The organism is Nostoc sp. (assembly GCF_036919575.1).
GTDB lineage: Bacteria > Cyanobacteriota > Cyanobacteriia > Cyanobacteriales > Nostocaceae > Nostoc.
On record NZ_JBALBY010000095.1, the window covers coordinates 49719 to 73642 of the forward strand.

Below are 23924 nucleotides of genomic sequence, written 5' to 3' on the forward strand. Positions count from 1 at the left end.
CCCTTAGAAAGGGGAGGGAACTAAATTTCCTGTTTCCCCCCTTTATAAGGGGGGATTAAGGGGGGTAATTCGACTTGTGTATACACCGTAGCCTTTTTAAGGGGGGTTAGGGGGGATCGAAGTTTCAGATTTTGAGTGCGTAAGTCCTGTTATTCTCACCTACTTACTTAGTAGAGAAAATAATAGGTCGTTTCAGGCTGGGATTAATCATTATTTTGATGGTAAATAGATCCGCGCTATAGGGGAAATTCATGAATTTCCCCTATAGCGCGGACTTTTGCGTAAATCCTAACTCTGATCTGGAAAACCTCTTTCTAGTACGGGCTAGGTTTCGCGTTAGTTTTTTCAGATGACGTGAAAAGTCATGATTTAAAACATCTGACTCAACACTTCGCACTTCCGAAGGAATGACAATATTTGATAAATGGTTAAATTTTAAGTAGTAATTCCTTAAAAAACTGACTCATGAATTCAGATGAGGGGCGAATCACATTCAGGGCCACTCTTCCAAATTACTTAACGTGAGTTCGATGAACCTCTCCCGGACAGCCTCCCTCTCCGAAACGGAAAGGGAGGAGCAACGAAAAATTAAGCTTTTTACTCCCCTCTCCGAAGCGGAGAGGGGCTGGGGGAGAGGTCAAATAAAACTTGTCGAACTCACGTTTACTTACTGCCTAGAGGTACACTACTCGTTCGGGTTCCCGCCTTAATCGCATCTGGGCTAACGTGTTCACCATTTGTCACAATAAGAGGACGGTTACATCACTTCCAGGAACTTGTCGGCAACAAAATCAGCCTCAGTAGCAAGTCGTGAATGACGACGGTTGCAAGCTGTGGAGATACACTGCCATAAATAGCATCTGGAATGAGTAGACAATAATGGATGAGAATAAACAGATAAACAATACAAGCCAGCAATTGGGTGAACCAACAGAGGTAAAGCAAGCAATGAAGAGTGACTCCCCAGCCCAAATTAATTTCAATGAATCTGGCAGCGAGGTGACAGAGCAAGTGTCAGCCCAAACCAATGTATCCGGCGATCCGGCTACTCTCAATCCTGAAAATGGTGTCGCGGCAACCGAGAAAACTGAAGTGGAAAGAGCAGCTTTGGCAGAACTGACTCAACAAATCGAGTCCCTGAAAACGCAACTAGAAGAGCGTAGTACTCAATATATGCGGATTGCCGCTGATTTTGAGAATTATCGGAAACGCACTAGCAAAGAAAAAGAAGAGCTAGAGGTGCAGATGAAGCGGAACACGATTTTGGAATTGCTGCCAGTGGTCGATAATTTTGAGCGGGCGCGATCGCACCTCAAACCGCTATCTGATGGCGAAATGACCATGCACAAAAGTTACCAAGGCGTTTACAAACAATTAGTAGATAGCCTGAAGCGCTTGGGTGTATCACCGATGCGTCCTGAAGGTGAAGAATTTGATCCTAACCTGCATGAAGCAGTAATGCGGGAACCTACGGATGAACATCCTGAAGGAAGAGTGTTAGAAGAGTTAGTGCGCGGATATTACTTGGGCGATCGCGTGCTGCGCCATGCAATGGTCAAAGTAGCTGCTCCCAAGGAAGATACCCCTGCTGCACCAGAAGATCAGTCGTCGAGTCAAGCCTTCAGTTAAGCTGTAATCGCTCGCCTCGCTGACCAATAGTGCCTGGGTTCTAGCAAGGACGAGCATCGCCTACCTAAAACTTGGACAAGGCTTGGGATAACTCTCTGTGTTTCAACTTCTCTCTTGCTACCAGCAATCGGGGTTCCACAGGCGTTATCCGCTAGCCTTGCAACAAGCAAAAAAGTTAGTCCGCGACAAATTACAGTAGAAAAACTCAGTAAAAATACTGGCAAATATGGGAAAAGTTATTGGGATTGACTTAGGCACTACTAACAGTTGCGTCGCAGTTTTGGAGGGCGGTCAACCACTTGTGATCGCCAGTTCAGAAGGTGGACGAACTACTCCTAGTATTTTGGGATTTGGCAAGAGTGGCGATCGCTTGGTTGGTCAATTGGCAAAGCGCCAAGCCGTAACCAATGCCGAAAACACAATTTACAGTATTAAACGATTCATTGGGCGGCGTTGGGAAGAGACTGAAACAGAGCGCGATCGCGTTCCCTACAACTGTGTCAAAGGTCGAGATGATACCGTTGATGTGCAAATTCGCTCCAAAAATTACACGCCACAAGAACTATCCGCGATGATCCTGCAAAAGCTCAAGCAGGATGCAGAAAACTTCTTGGGTGAGGAGGTGACTCAGGCAGTGATCACGGTACCCGCATATTTCACAGATGCCCAAAGACAAGCAACTAAAGATGCTGGCACCATTGCTGGACTAGAAGTGCTGCGAATCATCAACGAACCAACAGCTGCGGCTTTAGCTTTCGGATTGGAAAAGCAAGACCAAGAGCAGCTAATTTTAGTATTCGACTTAGGAGGCGGCACCTTCGATGTCTCGATCCTGCAACTTGGAGATGGCGTTTTTGAAGTTAAGGCGACTTGTGGTAACAACCACTTAGGTGGAGACGACTTTGATAATGCGATCGTGCGTTGGATGATGGAACACTTCCAGCAAGAGGAAAAAATCGACCTTTCCCAAGATAAGATGGCACTGCAACGCCTGCGGGAAGCAGCAGAAAAGGCAAAAATTGAACTCTCCAGCATCGTCAATACCTCCATCAACTTGCCGTTTATCACGGCTGATGATGCCGGCCCAAAGCATCTGGAGATGGAACTCAGCCGCTCTAAATTTGAAGAACTCGCAGGAAAATTAATTGAAGCGACCATCGAACCAATGATCCAAGCGCTCAAAGATGCGGATCTCAAACCAGAAGTCATAGATCGGATTATTTTGGTAGGTGGTTCTACCCGTATTCCCGCAGTCCAAAACGCGCTGATTAAGTTTTTTAACGGCAAAGCTCCCGATCGCTCGATCAACCCTGATGAAGCGGTAGCATTGGGAGCGGCTATCCAAGCAGGTGTGTTGGGTGGCGAAGTCGATAATCTCTTACTATTGGATGTTACACCTCTGTCCTTGGGAATTGAAACCTTGGGTGAAGTGTTCACCAAAATCATTGAACGCAATACCACAATTCCTACGAGTCGGTCACAAGTTTTTTCCACAGCAGTTGATGGGCAAACCTCGGTAGAAATTCACATCCTCCAAGGTGAACGGGCAATGTCACGAGATAACAAGAGTCTCGGCAAGTTTTTGCTCGCAGGAATTCCCCCATCGCCCCGTGGTGTGCCCCAAATTGAAGTATCCTTTGAAATCGATGTCAACGGCATCCTGAAGGTTTCTGCCCAAGACAAGGGTACTGGTAGAGAACAGAGTATTCGGATTACCAATACAGGTGGCTTGAGTAACAACGAAGTCGAACGGATGCGCCAAGAGGCCGAACTGTTTGCCGAAGAAGATAGAAGACGTAAAGAACTAGTTGAACTCAAAAACCAAGCAGATAATCTGTTATTCAGTTACGAATCCACCATCAAAGATAATGGCAACTTTATCGGCGAGCAGATGAAAACCTTGGCCAGTGAAAAAGTTTCACAACTCCAAGCTGCCATGATTGACTCCAGTGTTTCCACAGGGGAATTTAAGCAGCGCTTAGACGACTTCCAACAAACCCTGCTGGCAATTGGTGCTGATGTCTACAATCGAGCTAACAGTCAAACTGATGAGATTGAGGAGGCTTCAGCTAATCTCTTGAACCCAGAAATGGACTCACCAATGAATGGCACACTAATGCCACAATTCAACTTTGATTTTGACGAAGAAAGTACTGCACAGGCTGATTATGAGGCGATAGATTAGGGGTTGGGCATTGGGCATTGGGCATTAGGCAATTCAATTTTGGATTTTGGATTGACGATTTTGGATTAAATTTCAATTCTTTAATCTAAAATCTAAAATCTAAAATCTAAAATTCTTACTCCCTCATCTCCCTCATCTCCCTCATCTCCCCCTGCCCTAAGTTGCAGATTTTTCTTAAGACACTTTAATATATCTAAATATATTGATTATAAATTTAGCGAAGTTTCACAAGACCCCAGCACTTTGCTAGATTGTAGAAGCAAATTACTTTGAGCTAGGTAGTATGCCAGTTCAGATGCACTTCCATTGCAATGGGTGGTTTTCCACACCTAATGGTGCGGCTAGCCCCTCTGGTTGATGGGCGAGGTTTTCCTCTCCTACGTAGCACAATTGTAAAAGAGACAGCGCTCGGCAGTAACAAGTCTGAGCAAAGGCTTACAACCAGCTCCTAACTTCTATGGCTTTTGTCGTCTCTCACGAGGAAAGCACCTGTTGCTCAAGATTTGTCGGTGATTTTTGTGAAAAGTAAAGGGTAAAATCAGTTATTAACAAAAATTAATTTTATCTCCTGCCTGACCTCCGGCAAGCCACCCTCTGAAGGACACTGCGTTGCTCTTCCAGAGCTTTAGGCAATAACGCCTTCCCGTAGGGTCGCAAGTGACCGTGAGTGACCTTCTAATGCCTTCTCCTTTCTTCCTTCTAACTTTTACCTTTGCTATATGGCCCGCGACTATTATGAAATCCTGGGTGTCTCTCGTGACACCGACAAAGAAGAAATCAAACAAGCCTATCGCCGTTTAGCCCGGAAGTATCACCCAGATGTGAACAAAGAACCGGGGGCGGAGGATCGCTTTAAAGAAATTAACCGCGCTTATGAGGTACTCTCGGAACCAGAAACCCGCGCTCGTTACGATCGCTTTGGCCCAGAGGGTGTATCTGGTGCTGCTGGCGCGGGCTTTCAAGATGTCGGCGATATGGGCGGTTTTGCCGATATCTTTGAGAGCATTTTTAGTGGCTTTGCTGGCGGTATGGGTAGTCCCACGCAACAAAGACGGCGCAGTGGGCCTGCCAGAGGTGATGACCTGCGGCTAGACCTGAAGTTAGACTTTCGGGAAGCGGTATTTGGCGGTGAAAAAGAAATTCGCATTTCCCATCTAGAAAATTGTGAAGTTTGTAGCGGTTCTGGTGCTAAACCTGGAACCCGCCCTCGGACTTGTTCGACTTGTACCGGATCGGGTCAAGTTCGCCGTGTCACCAGAACACCCTTTGGCAGTTTCACCCAAGTCTCAACTTGTCCCACCTGTAATGGAACAGGGATGGTAATTGAAGATAAGTGTGATGCGTGTGATGGTAAAGGCGCAAATCAAGTCACAAAGAAACTCAAAATTACCATTCCAGCTGGGGTGGATAATGGCACACGCTTGCGGATTTCTAGTGAAGGAGATGCTGGTCAACGTAGTGGACCTCCTGGGGATTTGTACGTTTACTTGTTCGTGAATGAGGACGAGGAATTCCAACGGGATGGCATTAATATTCTCTCCGAAATCAAAGTTAGCTACCTGCAAGCGATTTTAGGTTGTCGGTTAGAGGTAGATACGGTAGATGGTCCGGTGGAACTAATTATTCCAGCTGGAACCCAGCCGAATACGGTGATGAAGTTGGAAAATCGCGGCGTACCGCGCTTGGGTAATCCCGTGAGTCGTGGAGATCATATGCTGAACGTATTAATTGATATTCCCAACAAAGTCACCCCAGAGGAGAGGGAACTGTTGGAGAAGCTGGCTAAAATTAAGGGAGATCGCACTGGTAAAGGCGGTCTAGAAGGATTCTTGGGAAATTTATTTAAGTAATAATGAAGCCCTCTTCTGTTTTAACTCCCGATGCTCAACTTGATTTACGCGGCACCCCTTGCCCAATTAATTTTGTGCGGACAAAACTACGTCTGGAGAAAATGCCATTGGGAGGTTTGCTAGAAGTCTGGCTAGACCCAGGTGAGCCAATTGAGCAGGTTCCCGATAGTCTGACAATGGCAGGCTATCAAGTGGAACAAATTACAGACTACACTAGTTATTTTTCTCTGTTAGTGCGCCGTCCAGTTGTTGAATGACAGGGGAAAATTTTACCGCAACTGGACAGTTATTGGGTACGGTGGTTGCTGTACAGGCTAATTTTTATCGAGTACAGCTGGATCAAGAGGATGGGGAGATGGGGGAGATGGGGGAGATGAGGGAGCAAGATCCTCATCTTCCCCATCCCCCTCGCCTGCTTTGTACCCGGAGAACACGTCTGAAAAAAATCGGACAACAGGTGATGGTAGGCGATCGCGTTGTGGTAGAAGAGCCAGATTGGGCTGGAGGACGGGGAGCGATCGCTGAGGTTTTACCCCGCCAAAGTGAGTTAGATCGTCCAGCGATCGCCAATGTGAACCAAATCCTCTTGGTATTTGCCGTCGCTGATCCACCTTTGGAACCTTATCAACTCAGTCGGTTTCTAATTAAGGCTGAGTCTACTGGCTTAGATGTACTTTTATGCTTGAATAAAAGTGATTTAATTTCACCGGAGTCACAGCAACAAGTTAGCGATCGCCTGCTTGGTTGGGGCTATCAACCGATATTTATCAGTGTTAAGGATGGCATAAATACTGACCAAGCAGCCAGATATTTGAGCAATAAAATTACTGTAATTGCTGGGCCTTCCGGTGTTGGCAAATCTAGCCTGATTAATACGCTGATTGATTCTGCCAAGCTGCGAGTCGGAGAAGTTTCTGGTAAACTGGCTCGTGGTCGTCATACGACTCGCCATATAGAATTATTTGAGTTACCTAGGGGTGGTTTGTTGGCTGATACTCCGGGGTTTAATCAGCCTGACATGGATTGTAACCCAGAAGAATTAATCCGTTATTTCCCAGAAGCAAGAGAGCGGTTAGCAGTTGCTAACTGTCGGTTTAGTGATTGTCTGCATCGAGATGAGCCTGAGTGTGTGGTCCGCGGAGACTGGGAACGATATGAACATTATTTAGAATTTTTGGACGCTGCGATCGCTCATGAAACTCATCTGCATCAACAAGCTGATCCAGAATCCACCATGAAGTTAAAAAGCAAAAACAAAGGCAAAGGGCAGAGTCAATACGAACCCAAGCTAGAAAGTAAAAAATATCGCCGGATTTCCCGCAAGACTCAGTTACAGGACTTGCAGGAATTATATCGGGATGAAGAATGAAGAAGAATTCAGGAGTCAGAATTCAGGAGTCAGAATTCAAGAGCGTGGGGGATTAAGTCTCACCACTGATAGCGAATGCGGACTCGCTACCCCAAAGCTTAGACCAGTCGTACATAATTCAATACAGTTCAGTTAAGCATTTCTTCCTTCTCTCTGTGTCGCGCCAGTTGCTACAAACTCCTCCACCCCCGCAACGCACTGGCTTCTCTGCGCCTCTGCGGTACCCTGCGGGAAGCCGCTTCTCTACGAGACGCTCCGCGAACGCGTCTATGTTAAAAAAATTAACTTTCACAAAGAGTTTTAGCCTTAACCCAAGCGTATTGGTACATAATTCATTCTGAATTCTGACGACTGACTCCTGAATTCTGTTTTGTGCGATGTCTACGACGGGCTGTTCGGTGACGCACTTCTATGCAAAGGTTTGTCACGATAGCATAGATACAAATAGAAAAACTATTTTGTATGTCTCAGCCCTTTGCCACCACCCCTAGTTTAGAAGCTGTCACTGAGAGTATAATTTTCCCACCAGGCGACATCTATAGTGACGAACCCCCCTTGGAATCTGACTTACACCGCGAACAAATTGATTTACTGATCCGCCTGATTAAATGGTGGTGGCGCGATCGTCAGGATTTTTATGCTACTGGCAATTTAACTATCTATTTCAGCCCTAACCAGAAAAAATCAGAAGAATTTCGAGGGCCTGATTTCTTTGTGGTTTTAGATACAGAAAAAAAAGACCGTAAAAGCTGGGTTGTGTGGCAAGAAGACGGCAAATATCCCAATGTGATTATTGAGATGCTATCGGATTCTACTGCCTCAGTTGATAAAGGTTTGAAAAAGCAGATATACCAGAATACATTTCGCACCCCTGATTACTTTTGGTTTGACCCAAATAACCTAGAATTTCAGGGATTTCACATAGTTGATGGGCAATACCAAGAACTTATACCCACTGAGTCGGGTTGGTTGTGGAGTCAGCAGTTAGATTTGTATTTAGGAGTTGAGTCTGGTAAATTACGCTTTTTTACTCCAGATGGACAACTGGTGATATTGCCAGAAGACGAAGCAAACCAACAGTTACAGCAAGCAAATCAACAGTTACAGCAAGCGAATCAACAACTAGAACAGGAGCGCCAACGGGCTGCAATATTGGCAGAACGCTTACGAGCCGCAGGTATTGATCCTGAGCAAATATTCTGAAAATAGAATTTTATCTCTAAACTAGGCATGGGAAAATAGTGCTATGAACCAAACAATATCCGATAGAGTACGCTGGACAACCTCAGACTTAGAATTACTCACAACTGATGAATGGAAGCGCTATGAAATTATTGACGGAGAACTATTTGTGAGTAGAGCGCCTCACTGGAAACATCAAGGGACTGCGGGTAATATCTGCTTAGAATTACAAATTTGGTCGCGCTCTAGTGGGCTGGGGGAAACCCGTCAAACTCCCGGTATAATTTTTACAGATGCCGATAATATCATACCCGATGTAGTTTGGATTAGTCGTGAGCGTTTAGGACAATTGCTTGATGACGAAGGGCATTTGAGAGGAGCGCCAGAACTAATTGTGGAAGTGCTTTCTCCTGGTACAACTAACGAACGTCGGGATCGAGAAGCCAAGCTGAAACTATACTCATATAGAGGAGTCCAAGAATATTGGATTGCAAATTGGCAATTACAGCAGCTAGAAGTTTATCGCCGAGAATCTGCCCAATTAAAACTGATCGCAACCTTGCTGGCTGATGACGAAATCAGATCACCATTGTTACCCGGTTTCTGCGTTCGAGTTCAGCGTTTTTTTGGATAATTCTGGCGAAAACTTATTTTCAACAAAGTATGTTCAGTTTAAATCCCCGTTACAAAACTTAATTACGAACTTGTATTGAGCGCAGCCGTTGGCGCAGCCTCTCGTAGAGAAGTATTACGAATTACGAATTATTTTAACAAACAACGGTTTGGTTTAAGTCCCCGGCTTCAAGCAAGCCGTAAGTTTTGATGTCTAAATCTAAATCCCCGTTACAAAACTGTACCCAACTCTTAGAGACGCTGCGCGAACGACAAAGCTCAGGGCAACGCTTCAGACGAACGACTTCCGACTTCCGACTTCCGACTTTTTTAATAATGTGTGCCTGCCACTTTCCCTCGAAACACAATGTAATTGTAGATGTTGTAGAACAACATAATGGGAATCAGAAATCCAATGAAGATAATCATGAAGACTAATGCACTAGGTGCTGCGGCTGCCTGATAAATGGTGATACCTGGGGGGATGATATAGGGAAAAACAACTAATCCTAACCCGACAAAGGTAAGTAGAAAAAGCAGCACTGTCCAAACGAGGGGAGTAGTTTCTGCTTTGCGGTTCAGGCTTTGAATCAATAACCCAATCAGCAGCACACCTAGCACGGGAATGACTGAAAATAGATACACTTCTGGCTGATGAAATAACTTTGCCCTGGCATTTTCATATACAACAGGGGTGGCGATCGTGATTAAGATTGCACCTAAGAGTGTTGTCCAGGCAGCGAGTTTTGCTGTGCGATAATGGGACGTTTGCAGTTCTCCCTCAGTTTTTAAGATCAGATAGGTGGAGCCAATCAATACATAACCTTGGATCAATGTCAAGGCAACTAAGAGCGATCGCCAATCAAGCCAGTCCCACATACTGCCGATAAAGTGACCCGCTTCATCCACCTTAATGCCTTCCAGAATGCTGCCCAAAGCAAATCCTTGAAACAGCGCGGCCATGAAACTACCAACTCCAAACGCCACATTCCAAAACATTTTGTTCGTAGAATGCTCTCGAAACTCAAAGGCCACAGCCCGAAAAATCAAGCCAAAGATCATGCCAAAAATGGGAATGTAGAGCGCATTCAGAATGGTGCCATAAGCGAGCGGAAATGCCCCAAACAACGCACCCCCCATCAACACCAACCAGGTTTCATTGGCATCCCAAATATTACCCAAACTCGTCATTAAAATATCGCGTCGGTCGTCATTGGAACTGGTTAGCGATAGGATGCCTACGCCTAGATCAAACCCATCTAACATGACGTAGAGAAATAAAAACAGAGCCAAAATCACAAACCAAACCTGAGCTAAAAAGTGTTCTAGATTCTCCATATAGTTACCTATTGATTTATCATACTCAGCACGGGCTAAACCTTAGCTATCCGCTAACAGCATTCACCACTCTTTATTGCTCTGCTTCCACAGGACGTTGATCTGGAACAAATTCAGCCGGAGTAGTTTCTACGGCAGGTTGGGTGTCAATGCCTGGAACCGGAAGCTCTAGGTTGGGGCCTTGACGAATGATCCGACTACCAAAGAATAAAGCACAAATAAACAGGGCTGTATAAATTCCAGCAAAAATCACCAGGGATGTTAAAACTTCACTAGCGGGTAGGTGGGAAGCTCCGTCTGCTGTGCGAATTTGCCCGTAAACGATCCAGGGTTGCCGCCCAACACAACGCACAATCCAGCCTGATTCGACGGCAATGTAGCCCAGTGGAGCCGCCAAAATCCAGATTCGCAGTAGCCATTTCTGCCCGGCGATCGCTTCTGGCGAGAGTTTGCCCCGCAACCACTGAATCACACTAATGCTCATCAATCCAGCTAAGAAGAAGCCAATACCGCTCATGATGCGGAAGGCGTAAAAAATCAAACCCACCATCCGGGGGCGATCTTCAGGCTTCCACTCTTTCAGTCCTCGAACGGGTTTAGAAAGGTTCTGTTTGAATTCCAAAATGTAGCCTAAGCCGTTGGGAATTGAGAGTTCCCAATCATTTTTCTCAGTCTGGTTATTGGGCAATGCCAGCACACTCCAGGGCGCGGGCTGTCCTTTGGGAGTAGTTTCCCACTTCGCTTCCATTGCGGCTAGCTTGGTGGGCTGATAGTCAGCTACTTGCTCGGCGCTGAGGTGTCCGATATAGATTTGCAACGGGGTTACAGCGATCGCTGTTGCCAAGACAATTTTGAGCGATCGCGCAAAGAAAGCCTGATGACGGTTATTGAGAATATACCAAGCGCTAATTCCCCCAATCACAAATAGAGAAGTTTCCAGCGTCGCCAAAAACATGTGCGAGACGCTGTTGAGCATGAAGGGATTTAAGATTGCCTGAAAGTAATCATCTACAATAAACTTCCCGTTTACCATTTCTCCGCCTGCTGGGGTCTGCAACCAAGAGTTTGCTGCTAAAATCCAGAAGGTAGATAGGTTTGCGCCAAAGGCAACCATAATTGTGGCGAAATAGTGAATCACTGGGTTTACCCGTTCCCAGCCAAACAGCATAATACCCAAAAATCCGGCTTCTAGCATGAATGCCATCGAAGCCTCAAAGCCTAAAATGCTGCCAAAAAAGTCACCCACTGCTTCAGAAAACGGTGCCCAGTTCGTGCCAAATTGAAACTCCATTGGCAAGCCGGATGCTACACCAATGCCGAAATTCAACACATATAGCTTTGCCCAGAAACGAGCATGGTGGTAGTAATCAGGATTGCGTGTTTTTAGCCACATTCCTTCGACGATGACTAGATAAATGCCCATCCCAGTGGTGAGAACAGGCCATAGCATGTGAAAGATCGCCGTCAGTGCAAACTGCATCCGCGATAGGGCAACGGTGTCCGATAGAAAATCCATGAACTAACCTCTGAATTCGTTTAAATCTTGACACTCCACGAGAGCAATTTCTGATAAAAATGAGAGTTGTTGCTGTAAATTTTTCAGTAACAAGAAAGTTTTTTCAGAGGTTTTAGTTTCTCCCTGTTGGGCAAAGTATTCAACCGCCTTTTGTAAGTCTGCAATTGCCGCTTGTTCATGACCAAGTTGATGGTAAGCTATACCTCGATTCAGATAAGTTTGGGCATTAGTTGGGTTAAGTTTGAGTGACTCAGTGAAATCCCTAACAGCACAAGAGCGATCGCCACTTCTGCCGCAAGCACAACCCCGATTATAATAAGCTCTGTAGTTATTGGGATTAAGTCGAATTGCCTCTGAGAAGTCGAGCATCGCTGCTTTTAAGTCCAACAACTCAAAATGAGCTAGTCCTCGGTCATTGTAAACATCCGCTTTTAGTAAACTGGATGATTGGGAAATATTAGTGAGTGCTAGATTGTAATCTGATATTGCTTGTTGGTGATTACCCAACATAGCATGAGCTAGCCCTCGGTTGTAGTAGGCTCTGAAATCATTAGGTTTAAGTAGGATAAATTGATTATTGTCCGCGATCGCTGCTTGATAATCCCCTTGTCTGTAATATGCTAGTCCACGATTGAGGTATGCTTCAACATTGTTAGGCATAAATTTTAGAGCTTGATTGCAATTGGCGATCGCATTCTGATAATCTGCTAATTGCAGATAAGCAAGACAACGATTGCTGTAAGCTGGAGCAAAATCGTTTTTGAGTTTAATCACCTCAGTAAAATCTTGAATAGCTTCAGGGTAACTGCCGTGCTGCATTTTTTCAATCCCTAGCTTGAATAAGTTGTCTTCTGGGATTTGCCTATCCAGTATAGATAATGAATATGCGGGTGAAGTGAGAAAAAGACAGACGAGTGCAACGGCAATATAAAAATTGAGCATGAATCGGTAAAAGCGACTCATAATGATATCTCACTTTGCTAGCAAAACAAAACCAGTAAGTAAGGCACATAGCCTACCTACTATTTGGTAATTCCAGAACAACAGCCTTATTTTCGTATTCTGACTTTATAAGAAGAATTCTGACTCCTGAATTCTGAATTCTGACTCCTGAATTCTGACTCCTGAATTCTGACTCCTGAATTCTGACTCCTGAATTCTGACTCCTGTTCGATAATCTTTTTCATCCCAATGTTCCCTCTGCAATCAAGGCTTATTCGGCATCCTCAATAATTCTCTTCTTCATAGGTGGTGTCGTCAAATGACAGACTGTCAAACTGTCTGGCTTGGCTCTGTGCGATCGCTATGCGGGTTGTCACTACCTATACTTGCAACTCAAATCCAGGTAATATATCTTCTCCAAAAATAATTGCTGGCATTTGAATAACTTCTACAGCTTTCAAAAGTCGGTAAATTTCCACTTGCTTATCTTGAGGATTAATTAGCCAACCCAAACGCAAACCATTTTCGATGTATTCCTTCATTTTCGCTTGAATAGGTGCAAGCCGATCTGTCTCGGAACGCAGTTCAATTGCAAAATCGGGTACAAGTGGCGGAAATTTTTTTCGCTGTTCTAGTGTTAAAGCTTCCCACCGTTCCAACTTTACCCAAGCCGCATCAGGGGAACGTTTTGCACCATTTGGAAGTATAAAGATAGTTGAAGAACTAAAAACTTTCCCTAATTTCGCTTGACGATTCCAATTATTCAAGTCTGTAATTAAATCTGCTTCTTGATTTCCGCTTTCTCCTCCTACTGGTGGCATAATTATTAATTCTCCGGCTGCATTCATTTCCAGGCTTAAATCGCCATTGGCAATACACAATTGATAAAATTGCTCATCGGTTAAATGAGCAATGGGTTCTAGATTAAGCACAACAGTATTCATTGAACCTTTCCTCGTGCCTTTGTTGCTAACATAAGTTACCTTTAGTTAAAAGTTTAGCAGTAGTAAATTAACTTGAGTTCGACGGAGTATCACCTATTAACCTGAACGATTTCAAAGTAGTATCGACTCAGAAACTGTAGAGTAATCCTTGGTTGACAAACCTCTACACTTGCGGACAAACTTACAAGTGTTTTAAATTATCGGTGTTGTTGAATTGAAGTTATTGCTATAAATTCTTAATAATTATAGGTTGTAGCGATCGCCTCTGGTGGAGCGTAGCCCATCGCAATTCGGGGATAACGGGGAAAAGTCGCGTAGTTTACCGCCGTAGGCATCGCATTAATTGCTAACTCAGACACTTGTGCTATTTCTGACTTTTCACGGTATGTGGAAAACCTCACTTCTATTTCTCTCTCCTAAAAGGAGAGACTTTGAATTTTCCCCCAACCCTGGTAGGGAAGGGGTTAGGGGGTTAGGTTTTCGTGGCTTTTCCACATAACGTGAAAAGTCAGCTGCTATTTGAGCAACAAATCTAGAGAATATCGATAACACCCTGGCATAGAGGCGATTTCTATGAGTTGTGCCTCACCCCGCAAAAATAATTTGCGCTTCGCAAGCAAATTGGCAATTTCTGTGATAGTCTTTTTATATGGGGAATCAAGACAGCGAAAGCACAAAAAGTCTTCAAAGAGAAATAATATAAACTCAAAGACCAGACTTTCGCCTTGGCAGATGCAATGTTTAAATCCGCTACGGCTTTTTGAAACCAAGAGACAAAGCCAATGAAGCAGGATAGTGACCTCCGTAATAACTTGAAGTCGATTAGAACTCGCTTAGGCATGAGTCAACAAGATTTGGCTAACATCGCTAGTGTGACTCGTCAGACAATTAGTGGTGTAGAGTCGGGATTATATGCTCCTTCAGTAGCCATAACACTTCGCTTGGCCAAAGCGCTTGGCTGTCAAGTTGAGGATCTATTCTGGTTAGAGCGGGATTTACCTGAAATTGAAGCCGTTCTTGCCAAACCTGTTCCTAATGGTCAGCAACTACGAGTTAGCATGGCTCGTGTAGGAGGACAATGGATAGCTTATCCCTTGATTGGCAAGGATGCTTTTCGCCAAGACATGATTCCGGCTGATGGTGAAGCAGTTGCGGTGAGCCACCCCTTTGCGGGGGTTCCCACGGCAGTTCCTTCTCCTGTCGGAGACGCTGCGCGAACAAGTCGGCAAAGCCGCCCAACGGACTGCCTCCCCGTTGTAGGGAGTGGCGAACCCGTAAGGGTGGACGGGTCCCCCGGCATAAGCAAACTGCTGAACCCGAAGGGTGAAGGCACTAGCCAAATAGGTACAAATAAAGTTCGAGTCAGGCTACTAGACGATAATCTCGACACACTTCACAACACCGTTGTGATTGCTGGTTGTGCCCCTGTGATTTCACTATGGGCAAGAGCCACCGAACGTTGGCATCCCCAACTGCGAGTCCAATATAACTTCGCCAATAGCATGGCTGCATTGCACAGTTTATGCAGAGGTGAGGCGCACATCGCTGGGATGCATCTGTATGATCCTGAGACTGGTGAGTATAATACTCCCTTTGTTCGAGATGTTTTGGTTGGGAGGGAAGCAGTTCTGATTACCCTTGGTGTCTGGGAGGAGGGACTTTTATTGAAGTCAGGGAACCCGATGGGAATTAGAACAGTTACTGACTTAGTTGCAGGGGGAGCGACTATTGTCAACCGCGAAATAGGTTCTGGTAGTCGGATGCTTTTGGAACAAACACTCCAAAAAGAGCAGATACCGTTCGATGCTGTTCAGGGCTTTGATAATATACTCAAAAGTCACCAAGATGTTGCCCAAGCTGTAGTAGGAGGAGTTGCCGATGCTGGTATGAGTACGGCATCTGTAGCTACTGCTTTTGGGCTGGGATTTATCCCTTTACATCAGTCACGATATGATTTGGTGATTCTCAAGGAATATTTGGAAGAAGCACCAGTACAGCAGTTGCTCAGTACTTTGGGACATCGGATGGTTCACTCACAATTTGAAATTCTCGGCGGTTACGATATCAGCAAAATCGGGGAAGTTGTAGCGACTGTTTAGAGTGGATTGCAATGGTTGGTTGTGTGTTTTAGGGAATAACTTAGCGTAAATTTAAATTCCGGCTGCAACCACGCTTTAGGTATGAGCAACCTTTGATAATTCGTAATTCGTAATTCGTAATTCGTAATTAGGAAATTCGGATTGAATTGTGGTTTCCAGCTTGGAATCTGTAGCTTTCTTTTTTCCTGTTGGTATTACTACCGCCAGAGAAATCATTTGGGTGAGCGTCTGGTAATACCTGCAATATTCCTTGAGTGATGTCTTATCGCTTTAGCCATTGTCAGAAAAAACAATGACTAATGGTCAATGAAAACTGACCAAAACTTGAATATGTTCTTTCTTTCGGCTCTTTTTGCTGTAGAACGAGCACCTCCAACAAGGTTCTACATAAGGTTACTGCTGTAACTTGACAGCAAGTAGCTCCGGTAGGCACTTTGTGCCAACGCCTCATAAACCGACAGACCCACCACACAAACAATTACAGGATTAATCATCATGTCCGACGGAAAAATTAGACAAATTGCTTTCTACGGTAAAGGCGGTATTGGTAAATCTACTACCTCCCAAAATACCCTCGCTTCTATGGCGGAAAAGGGTCAACGCATCTTGATTGTGGGTTGCGACCCCAAGGCTGACTCTACCCGATTGATTCTGCACTGTAAAGCCCAAACTACCGTGTTGCACTTAGCTGCTGAACGGGGCGCTGTGGAAGATATCGAACTCGAAGAAGTGGTAATCACTGGCTTCCGGGATATCAGATGCGTAGAATCAGGCGGGCCAGAACCTGGTGTAGGTTGCGCCGGTCGCGGTATCATCACCGCCATCAACTTCCTCGAAGAAAACGGCGCTTACGCAGATGTAGATTTCGTATCCTACGACGTATTGGGCGACGTTGTGTGCGGTGGTTTCGCCATGCCTATTCGTGAAGGTAAAGCCCAAGAAATCTACATCGTTACCTCCGGTGAAATGATGGCGATGTTTGCAGCTAACAACATTGCTCGTGGCGTTCTCAAGTACGCTCATACTGGTGGCGTGCGCTTGGGTGGGCTGATTTGTAACAGCCGTCAAACTGACCGGGAAGACGAACTGATTAGCACCTTAGCAGCCAGATTGAATACCCACATGATTCACTTCGTCCCGCGTGACAATATCGTGCAACACGCCGAATTGCGCCGGATGACGGTGAACGAGTATGCGCCTGACAGCAAACAAGCTAATGAATACCGCACATTAGCAGACAAGATTATCAACAATACAAATCTGACAGTTCCCACACCCATCGAGATGGATGAGCTAGAAGATTTGTTGATTGAGTTCGGCATCCTTGAAAGTGAAGAAAATGCTGCGAAAATGATTAGCCAAGCAGACGCTGCTAAAAAGCAAGAAGATGCTCAAGGCGAAGCACTAGAAGCACTGAAAAAAGGAAATGTAGAAATAGTTTCCGGTAGCGAGAAGAAGTAAAGTTCTTGTTCCGACTTCGATGCTAAATACAGAGTAAATATCAGGTGGGCGAGAATAGCCCACCCTCTCACAAATCATTTAAAATGGAGGTAATCGAATAACTAATCTTAACTCTGTGTGTTTTTTCTTCATCGTGATTACACTAATTAGTCAAGGTATAGACGGCAAAATTAATACCTTAATAGTCTAGTTAGTGCTTTTGTTTTCTCCTTCTCTAACCTAGGTGATATTTATGTTTTAGGGGATGGGAAATTATCTTGATCATTCCCTTTTATTCCATACTTTAGATATAGTGAATAAATGAAAATCCGATAAAAGCCTTTGGGAATTCAGTTAACACCTAATAACTTCTACCTATTGTCACCAAAAAAAATGAATCCCACTCCAGGAAAAACCAACGATTCACTCAGTGACTCCAATTCTGAAGATGCTCGTCAGCAGCAGATACCAAAGAAAAAAAAGCCTTCCACACAATTACCCCAACCTGGAACTACTCAAGGGAGTTGCGCTTTTGATAGTGCAATGATTACCCTAGTACCAATCACCGATGCTGCTCATGTAGTTCACGGGCCAAGCGGCTGTGCTGCCAGTATTTGGGGAAGTTACAGCAGTCTCTCCTCTGGTTCGATGCTGTACAAAATACGCTTTACCAGCGATATCGATGAGAACGATATCATCTTCGGTGGAGCCAAAAAGCTGTACAAAGGCATTTTAGAATTGGAAAGACGCTACAAACCTGCGGCAGTATTTGTTTACTCGACTTGCATCACCGCCCTGATTGGGGATGACATTGAGGGAGTTTGCAAAAATGCCACCGAGAAAACAGGAATACCCACTATCCCTGTACATTGCCCTGGATTCATTGGGAACCAAAATTTGGGCAATCGTGTTGCTGGTGAAGCAATGCTTTCACATGTTATTGGAACAGCTGAACCAGATACTACTACACCCTATGACATCAACCTAATTGGTGAATACAACATTGCAGGTGCAATATGGAATGTTCTACCATTATTGGAGAAATTACGTATCAGAGTTTTGGCAAAAATTACAGGCGATGCTGTCTACAAAGAAGTTTGCTATGCCCATCGTGCCAAGCTTAACGTGATCCTCTCCTCTAAAGCACTAATCAATATGGCAAAAGGGATGGAAAAAGAATATGGCATTCCCTATATTGAAGAGTCTATTTATGGCATAGAGCAAATCAATCAGTGTTTAAGGAATATTGCCTCAAAATTGGGTAATTCTGATTTGCAGTCACGTACAGAAAAACTAATTGCAGAAGAAACTGCTGCAATAGATGAAAAACTCGCTCTTTATATCACCCGATTGCAAGGTAAGCGCGTTATCCTTTCTACTGGAAGTTTCAAGAGTTGGTTAATTATCTTTACGGCTAAGAAATTGGGGATGGAAGTTATTGCTATTCTTACCAAGAATAATAGTGAGGAAGATAGAATTAGAGTCAAAAGCTTGCTGGGTCAAGATGGCATAATTCTAGAACAAAATAGTCCTGAAGAAATCCTACAGATAATTAACGAAAATCAAGCTGATATGTTAATTGCTGATAAACGCCATCAAGACACTTCTCTCACAGCTAAGATTCCATTCCTAGACATTAATCAAGAACGGAACCATCCCTATGCAGGCTATATGGGAATTTTAGAGGTAGCAGGAGAACTGTATGCCGCTTTTTACAACCCTGTGTGGGAGCAATTATGCCAGCCAGCCCCGTGGTCAGAAGATGGGGGAGCAGGGGGAGATGAGGGAGCAGGGGGAGATGAGGGAGAAATTACTTCCTCATCCCCCTCATCCCCCTCATCTTCTCAAGAGGAGGAAATCTAATGGCGATTATTAGCGTTACGAGTACATCAGTTGCAGTTAATCCCCTGAAGCAAAGCCAAACTGTGGGTGCAGTTTTAGCCTTTTTGGGATTGAAGGGAATGATGCCTTTATTACACGGTTCTCAAGGTTGTACTGCTTTGACTAAGGCAGTATTAGTACAGCATTTCCGTCAGGCGATTCCCCTTTCCAGTACAGCGATGACCGAAGTAGCAACCATTTTGGGTGGCGAGGAAAGAGTTGAACAAGCAATCTTGACTTTGGTGCAGAGATCCAAACCAGAAATTATCGGTCTTTGTAGCACTGGACTGGTGGAAACCAGAGGGGATGACATGGGGCGCTTTGTTAAGGAGATTCGCCACCGTCACCCAGAACTAGATTATTTACCAATTGTGCTTGTCTCTACACCGGATTTCAAAGGTACTTTACAGGATGGCTTTGCTGGTGCAGTTGAAAGTATAGTCAGGGAAATCCCCCAAAAAGGCTCCAAGCAAGACGCTTGCCCCACACAAATCACTATTTTGGCTAGTTCTGCCTTCACACCAGGGGATGTCCAGGAAATTAAAGAGATTGTCACTTCCTTTGGACTTGTACCTATTGTTGTACCTGATCTTTCTGGCTCATTAGATGGTCATATAGAAGATTCTTCTAGTGCCATTACAGGTAATGGCACAAATGCAGCACAGTTGCGCTCAATTGGTAGCTCTGTATTCACTTTGGCACTAGGTGATAGTATGCGGGCTGGGGCGCAAATTTTGGAGCAGAGATTCAATATACCTTATGAGGTATTTGGTGAACTGACGGGACTAGCAGCAGTAGATAAATTCCTGCAAGCTTTGGCGGATATCAGTGGTGTCAGCGTACCAGAGAAATACCGCCGTCAACGCCGTCAGTTGCAATATATGATGTTGGAGAATCACTTTTACTTTGGTTGCAAGCGAGTTTCTTTGGCGCTGGAACCAGATTTACTTTGGTCAACAGTTTCTTTTTTGCGATCGCTTGGAGTTGAAATTCACTCAGCAGTGACAACAACACGCTTTCCTCTGCTAGAAAAACTTCCGATTAAGAGCGTCACTATCGGCGATTTGGAAGATTTTGAACAATTGGCGGTTGGATCTGATTTGCTAATTACCAACTCTCATGGAGTGGCGATCGCCCAACGCTTAAAAATTCCTCTCTATCGTCAAGGGATTCCCATTTTTGACCGCTTAGATCATGGTCAGTTTACCAAGGTTGGCTATCGAGGTACTATGCAACTTTTATTTGATATTGGCAACCTGTTTTTAGAGCAGGAAACAAAAGTTAAGCATTAATACAGAGCCAATTCCAACTGCGATCGCAATCTTACCAAGAATATTGGTAATATGTAGCACAGGATACAATATTGCCGATCAAGTTTAGCTTTGATAATTACTATCAAGCCGTATACGGCCATGAGTGAATATACTAACCAATGTCAGCAAGCTCGTGCCTAGCTCCTGCATTGACTCAAATTAAGTCTTCTTCATGAATCCAGCACAGCTAAAAAAAACAACTGCCAAAGCGAGTCGTGTTACCAGAAAACTTCGCCGCCGTTTTGACCTGAGACAATCTGCGATGCCTGCCGTACTCAAAAGCCAGCCACGCGTTGGCGGAGCCTCTTGTAAAGAAGCGATGCCTGCTTTGGGCAAAGCGATCGCACCATATGCGCTCACTTGGTTCGAGGTCATTGGCTACATAGTTTTGTTAGAGCCAGATATTGCTTTGGGTAAGCATCAGATCGGGCGGAGTAGTTATGGTGATGTGGTTTTGTATCAGCGCCTTTATAGTGCTTTGCAGAAAATTAACCCGAAAAAACCTGATGAAGCGATCGCCGCAGCTATCCATCAGATTACTTGCATAGAGAGTTCCGACTTGCTGGAAAATAACCGTCGCTTTCACAAATTCTTGACCAATGGTGTGGAAGTTGAATACCTGTATAACCAAGAAATAGTTCATGACTTTGTGTGGCTCATTGATACATCTAATCTACTGAAAAATGATTGGCTAGCTATTCATCCCTTGACTGTAGTTGAGGGGAGTTATACTCACTGTCCTGATGTAGTTGTGTTTATCAATGGTTTACCTTTGGCAGTTATTGTCTCAATTCAGCCAAGTGATGAACAGGCCACTTTCAAAGCAGGTTATCAGCGAATTCAGACCTACATTGAACAAATACCGAAGCTGTTTTACTACAATACGTTCCTAGTTATTACTTATGGAAATCAGGCACGAGTCGGGACATTAACCTCAGACTGGCAGGAGTTTTTACCCTGGCGCACGATTGATGGGGAAGATTTTCCTGCCAAGGGCGCAACTGAGCTAGAGGTGTTAATTCAAGGCATTTTTGACAAACGGCGTTTTCTAGAGCAAATATTGCACTTGATAGTGTTTGAGGAGAACGGAACCAGTATTAGTAAAAAATTGCTTCGCCGACCTTTTTGTACTACACAGTATCCCAAAAAATCTTCGCGCCAAGGCTGGTCACACAATTTTGGATTTTAGATTTTAGATTTTAGATTGAAAAGAGCAATCAAGTCACTAGCTCTGTTATTTAATTTTAGATTTTGCCCAAAGTTGCTCTTGCGGCTCTGCCGCGCCACTGACTACAACGGGGGGAAACCCCCTCTAAGCGACTACCTCACCGCAACGGAGTGGCTTGACTTGAGCAAACTTTCCAAGAGGGACTTTGAATCTTTAATCCAAAATCCAAAATTTAAAATCTAAAATTCGGTAAGTGCTGAGTTATCAGTGATTAATAGAAAAACTAACTCACAATTCAAAATTCCCAATTGCTACTTTCAGCATGAAAGTTATAACTATGAACACAAGTTGGTATGAACAAGAGCTAGTCAAAGAATTCAAAACGGTTATTGCTCATTCTTTCCCACAAGTCGAGGAATTGCTAAAATACTGTCATGTTAAACTCATTGAATCTTATTGGGGAAGACCCCGTGTTCACTTTCTGCCATACTTCACAATTTATTGTCCTGACAATCTGATTGCTGCTGTCAAAGCCCAGATATCTATACTCAGAGAAGTAGCAGAATATGCCGGATTAGTTGAGGTTGTCTGCCTAAATGCTACACATCTGCTGCGAGATCCAATGTCGAAGGTAAAGCAGACAGATCCGCGTTTGTGGTTAGAACTGCAATGGCTTGCAACACAAGAACAAGAACACTTGCTATGATTTCCCGACTTTGGGTGCAATTACGAAAAGTTACTTGCTTGACTGGTAGGGTAAAATTAGGGTATTTGAGCAAGGCATTTGTCGATGAAACCGGAAGCCTACACCGACCCGTCAGGGCGGTGTAGGTAGTTCACGGAAAGTAAAGGCTGGAGAGGTTGATTTAACATTGCTTGGCTTATTATCCAAATTACTGCCACTATTTTTTTATCCACTAGGACTAGCCTGCGTAAGCTTGGTAGTAGCATTAGTGACGTTATGGAAACGACCGCGTACTGCGGCGATCGCAATTGCTTTTGCTCTAACTTTATTGCTATTTTGTAGGAATGCTTGGATTGCTAAATCATTAGTGCGATCGCTAAGAATTTTCCAGCGTCAAGGAATCAATGCCATTCCCACACCCACTGACTTTCTTGTAAGTGAGGGTGAGTTGCAAGAACTCAGCAGCACTCCTAAAGCCGCCATACTGAATTTATTACCTGATAGCGACAACTTACACCAATTTACCACCGCTTTAAAAGAGTACATTGGTTCTTTTGTATATCGCTTACGCGGTTGGCTTTAATCAAGTTATGAGTTAGGAGAGACGCGATTAATCGCGTCTGTACAGGAGTTATGAGTTATGAGTTATTAATTATGAAGTGCGGTAATTGCCTGAATTTAAAACCCCCCACTCCCCACTCCCCACTCCACTTTTAACTTTATGTCTAAAAATTTACCTTATATTATGCCATCGCCTCAACCCCAAGTTGAGGAAGCTTTTGCCACTTACCAAACAACCCACCAGTTTTACCACGAAGTTCGGTCACGGTCAGAGTTTCAGCGTTATTGTGAATGGTATTATACAACGGCAGAACAGCACCGCCAAGAGCTTAAAAGAATGCGCGGCGAACTGAATATTTTTCAGTGGTTTCGCCGCCGATAAGTGATTTAGATGACTTCTAACTCATTTTCACGCAAATGGGCTTTAAATTTTTTACTAAACTGGACTAGAATCGGCAGATTAGCGCTTACCGGTCTGCCTTGCCATTGGGTGGCAATACCTACTACATCGCCTTCTGTACCTTTGATGTCAAAAGGCTGATTCCGATGTTCAGGATGATGATACACTACTACCGAATCTTTAACGCGGATGCGATCGCCAACTTTCATAACAACATTTACACCTAGCATTTGCTTTTCCATAAGTATCTGCTACAAAATATATGATTAAACCGTCTAGAATTTGATTTAATCAGCTATTTCTTGACGCGTCATCGGGGTAAGACGGCGCATTTAAACCTCTGCATTCAGGCAAGGCAACGCGTTGCGGTGAGTCCAGCGCTGTAGGCGGGTTTCCCTCCGTAGGCGACTGGCGCACGTCTTAGCAATCCGTCGTGCGTACTTTTTTAAGTTTTTTGCCGCGTCAACTTTTTGGAATACTTTATAATTAACCCTTTTATCTTCACTCTAGGATGTTCCCCAGGTCAACTCTCTCACCAATTTTCGATCGCAGAGGCGCTGTTTAAGATGTTGCCAAGATGGTGAGTTATGGAATCCACTCTTTAGATTGAGAGTAGGCACCCGCCAGCCAGGGACGGGTTTTAATTTTTCTAATTGACCTTTGCGACCTTTAATGGTACTTTAACGAGATTCCTTCTAGGCAGAAAGTAATGCAATTTTTGGCGGCAATAATGGCGATTTTGGTGCCAGGGTTTGACGCTCGGTGACAGTCTGTGGAGCGAACTTCAAAAGGCAGAAGGCAGTTCTTGCT

The 23924-nt window shown here is 44.4% G+C and carries 21 protein-coding genes; 15 read left to right on the forward strand and 6 right to left on the reverse strand.

Annotation, left to right across the window (positions count from 1 at the left end):
• The first annotated feature begins 876 nt into the window (after positions 1–876).
• From grpE to V7K27_RS24280, 7 genes are all read left to right on the forward strand, one after another.
• On the forward strand, positions 877–1629 hold the full coding sequence (gene grpE, locus V7K27_RS24250; RefSeq protein WP_334950764.1) for a nucleotide exchange factor GrpE: 753 nt from the start codon (positions 877–879) through the stop codon (positions 1627–1629).
• Positions 1630–1855: 226 nt separating this feature from the next.
• Positions 1856–3814, forward strand: coding sequence for a molecular chaperone DnaK (gene dnaK / locus V7K27_RS24255; RefSeq protein WP_334950696.1), 1959 nt, complete (start codon positions 1856–1858; stop codon positions 3812–3814).
• A 719-nt stretch (positions 3815–4533) separates the two neighbouring features.
• A complete protein-coding gene (gene dnaJ / locus V7K27_RS24260) occupies positions 4534–5664 on the forward strand; it encodes a molecular chaperone DnaJ (protein WP_292822996.1) in 1131 nt (376 codons plus the stop codon).
• Positions 5665–5666: 2 nt separating this feature from the next.
• Positions 5667–5921 (forward strand): sulfurtransferase TusA family protein, encoded by a 255-nt coding sequence (locus V7K27_RS24265; RefSeq protein ID WP_334829077.1) that lies wholly within the window; start codon positions 5667–5669, stop codon positions 5919–5921.
• Entirely contained in the window at positions 5918–7033 is a 1116-nt protein-coding gene (gene rsgA / locus V7K27_RS24270; RefSeq protein ID WP_334950697.1) for a small ribosomal subunit biogenesis GTPase RsgA, read from the forward strand. The genes V7K27_RS24265 and rsgA overlap by 4 nt, the downstream gene beginning before the upstream one ends.
• Positions 7034–7495: 462 nt before the next feature.
• On the forward strand, positions 7496–8236 hold the full coding sequence (locus tag V7K27_RS24275) for a Uma2 family endonuclease (RefSeq protein WP_334950699.1): 741 nt from the start codon (positions 7496–7498) through the stop codon (positions 8234–8236).
• A 43-nt stretch (positions 8237–8279) separates the two neighbouring features.
• The gene (locus V7K27_RS24280) at positions 8280–8849 is read left to right on the forward strand and encodes a Uma2 family endonuclease (RefSeq protein ID WP_334950701.1); all 570 of its coding nucleotides are present in this window, start codon (positions 8280–8282) and stop codon (positions 8847–8849) included.
• A gap of 308 nt (positions 8850–9157) precedes the next feature.
• Here V7K27_RS24280 and cydB read toward each other — a convergent pair whose 3' ends face one another.
• The 5 genes from cydB to V7K27_RS24305 all read right to left on the reverse strand — a co-directional run bounded on the left by cydB (position 9158) and on the right by V7K27_RS24305 (position 13968).
• Entirely contained in the window at positions 9158–10165 is a 1008-nt protein-coding gene (gene cydB, locus V7K27_RS24285) for a cytochrome d ubiquinol oxidase subunit II (protein ID WP_334950702.1), read from the reverse strand.
• Between the two features lie 73 nt (positions 10166–10238).
• Positions 10239–11681 carry a cytochrome ubiquinol oxidase subunit I gene (locus tag V7K27_RS24290; protein WP_334950704.1) on the reverse strand — a complete coding sequence of 481 codons (1443 nt, stop codon included), beginning with the start codon at positions 11679–11681 and terminating at the stop codon, positions 10239–10241.
• A gap of 3 nt (positions 11682–11684) precedes the next feature.
• Positions 11685–12644 carry a tetratricopeptide repeat protein gene (locus V7K27_RS24295; protein WP_334950706.1) on the reverse strand — a complete coding sequence of 320 codons (960 nt, stop codon included), beginning with the start codon at positions 12642–12644 and terminating at the stop codon, positions 11685–11687.
• Between the two features lie 359 nt (positions 12645–13003).
• A complete protein-coding gene (locus V7K27_RS24300; RefSeq protein WP_334950707.1) occupies positions 13004–13567 on the reverse strand; it encodes a Uma2 family endonuclease in 564 nt (187 codons plus the stop codon).
• A gap of 236 nt (positions 13568–13803) precedes the next feature.
• The gene (locus V7K27_RS24305) at positions 13804–13968 is read right to left on the reverse strand and encodes a hypothetical protein (protein WP_334950708.1); all 165 of its coding nucleotides are present in this window, start codon (positions 13966–13968) and stop codon (positions 13804–13806) included.
• A 381-nt stretch (positions 13969–14349) separates the two neighbouring features.
• Between V7K27_RS24305 and V7K27_RS24310 the strand changes: the two genes are divergently transcribed.
• From V7K27_RS24310 to V7K27_RS24345, 8 genes are all read left to right on the forward strand, one after another.
• A complete protein-coding gene (locus V7K27_RS24310; protein ID WP_334950709.1) occupies positions 14350–15666 on the forward strand; it encodes a substrate-binding domain-containing protein in 1317 nt (438 codons plus the stop codon).
• Between the two features lie 495 nt (positions 15667–16161).
• The gene (gene nifH / locus V7K27_RS24315) at positions 16162–17127 is read left to right on the forward strand and encodes a nitrogenase iron protein (protein WP_334950710.1); all 966 of its coding nucleotides are present in this window, start codon (positions 16162–16164) and stop codon (positions 17125–17127) included.
• A 372-nt stretch (positions 17128–17499) separates the two neighbouring features.
• Complete coding sequence (nifE, locus tag V7K27_RS24320; protein WP_334950711.1) at positions 17500–18969, forward strand: nitrogenase iron-molybdenum cofactor biosynthesis protein NifE; 1470 nt, start codon at positions 17500–17502, stop codon at positions 18967–18969.
• A complete protein-coding gene (gene nifN / locus V7K27_RS24325; RefSeq protein WP_334950712.1) occupies positions 18969–20279 on the forward strand; it encodes a nitrogenase iron-molybdenum cofactor biosynthesis protein NifN in 1311 nt (436 codons plus the stop codon). The genes nifE and nifN overlap by 1 nt, the downstream gene beginning before the upstream one ends.
• A 193-nt stretch (positions 20280–20472) precedes the next feature.
• Entirely contained in the window at positions 20473–21489 is a 1017-nt protein-coding gene (locus tag V7K27_RS24330) for a type I restriction endonuclease (protein ID WP_334950713.1), read from the forward strand.
• A gap of 316 nt (positions 21490–21805) precedes the next feature.
• Positions 21806–22174: a hypothetical protein gene (locus tag V7K27_RS24335; RefSeq protein WP_334950714.1), complete on the forward strand. Its 369-nt coding sequence runs from the start codon at positions 21806–21808 to the stop codon at positions 22172–22174.
• Between the two features lie 166 nt (positions 22175–22340).
• Positions 22341–22736: a YdcF family protein gene (locus V7K27_RS24340; RefSeq protein ID WP_334950715.1), complete on the forward strand. Its 396-nt coding sequence runs from the start codon at positions 22341–22343 to the stop codon at positions 22734–22736.
• A 138-nt stretch (positions 22737–22874) separates the two neighbouring features.
• Positions 22875–23096, forward strand: a complete 222-nt coding sequence (locus V7K27_RS24345; RefSeq protein WP_334950717.1) for a hypothetical protein — start codon at positions 22875–22877, stop codon at positions 23094–23096.
• 5 nt (positions 23097–23101) lie between these two features.
• On the opposite strand, the gene V7K27_RS24350 is transcribed toward V7K27_RS24345, so the two are convergent.
• Positions 23102–23356, reverse strand: a complete 255-nt coding sequence (locus V7K27_RS24350) for a ferredoxin-thioredoxin reductase variable chain (protein WP_334950718.1) — start codon at positions 23354–23356, stop codon at positions 23102–23104.
• Between the last annotated feature and the right edge of the window lie 568 nt (positions 23357–23924).

Excerpts from the sequence above, each read along its gene's own strand:
- rsgA (WP_334950697.1), top strand. The coding sequence starts at position 5,918 with ATGACAGGGGAAAATTTTACCGCAACTGGACAGTTATTGGGTACGGTG.
- V7K27_RS24310 (WP_334950709.1), top strand. The coding sequence starts at position 14,350 with ATGAAGCAGGATAGTGACCTCCGTAATAACTTGAAGTCGATTAGAACT.
- V7K27_RS24280 (WP_334950701.1), top strand. The coding sequence starts at position 8,280 with ATGAACCAAACAATATCCGATAGAGTACGCTGGACAACCTCAGACTTA.
- V7K27_RS24290 (WP_334950704.1), bottom strand. The coding sequence starts at position 11,681 with ATGGATTTTCTATCGGACACCGTTGCCCTATCGCGGATGCAGTTTGCA.
- V7K27_RS24345 (WP_334950717.1), top strand. The coding sequence starts at position 22,875 with ATGTCTAAAAATTTACCTTATATTATGCCATCGCCTCAACCCCAAGTT.
- nifH (WP_334950710.1), top strand. The coding sequence starts at position 16,162 with ATGTCCGACGGAAAAATTAGACAAATTGCTTTCTACGGTAAAGGCGGT.
- cydB (WP_334950702.1), bottom strand. The coding sequence starts at position 10,165 with ATGGAGAATCTAGAACACTTTTTAGCTCAGGTTTGGTTTGTGATTTTG.
- dnaJ (WP_292822996.1), top strand. The coding sequence starts at position 4,534 with ATGGCCCGCGACTATTATGAAATCCTGGGTGTCTCTCGTGACACCGAC.
- dnaK (WP_334950696.1), top strand. The coding sequence starts at position 1,856 with ATGGGAAAAGTTATTGGGATTGACTTAGGCACTACTAACAGTTGCGTC.
- V7K27_RS24335 (WP_334950714.1), top strand. The coding sequence starts at position 21,806 with ATGAACACAAGTTGGTATGAACAAGAGCTAGTCAAAGAATTCAAAACG.
- V7K27_RS24295 (WP_334950706.1), bottom strand. The coding sequence starts at position 12,644 with ATGAGTCGCTTTTACCGATTCATGCTCAATTTTTATATTGCCGTTGCA.
- V7K27_RS24265 (WP_334829077.1), top strand. The coding sequence starts at position 5,667 with ATGAAGCCCTCTTCTGTTTTAACTCCCGATGCTCAACTTGATTTACGC.
- nifE (WP_334950711.1), top strand. The coding sequence starts at position 17,500 with ATGAATCCCACTCCAGGAAAAACCAACGATTCACTCAGTGACTCCAAT.
- V7K27_RS24330 (WP_334950713.1), top strand. The coding sequence starts at position 20,473 with ATGAATCCAGCACAGCTAAAAAAAACAACTGCCAAAGCGAGTCGTGTT.
- V7K27_RS24300 (WP_334950707.1), bottom strand. The coding sequence starts at position 13,567 with ATGAATACTGTTGTGCTTAATCTAGAACCCATTGCTCATTTAACCGAT.
- nifN (WP_334950712.1), top strand. The coding sequence starts at position 18,969 with ATGGCGATTATTAGCGTTACGAGTACATCAGTTGCAGTTAATCCCCTG.
- V7K27_RS24275 (WP_334950699.1), top strand. The coding sequence starts at position 7,496 with ATGTCTCAGCCCTTTGCCACCACCCCTAGTTTAGAAGCTGTCACTGAG.
- V7K27_RS24350 (WP_334950718.1), bottom strand. The coding sequence starts at position 23,356 with ATGGAAAAGCAAATGCTAGGTGTAAATGTTGTTATGAAAGTTGGCGAT.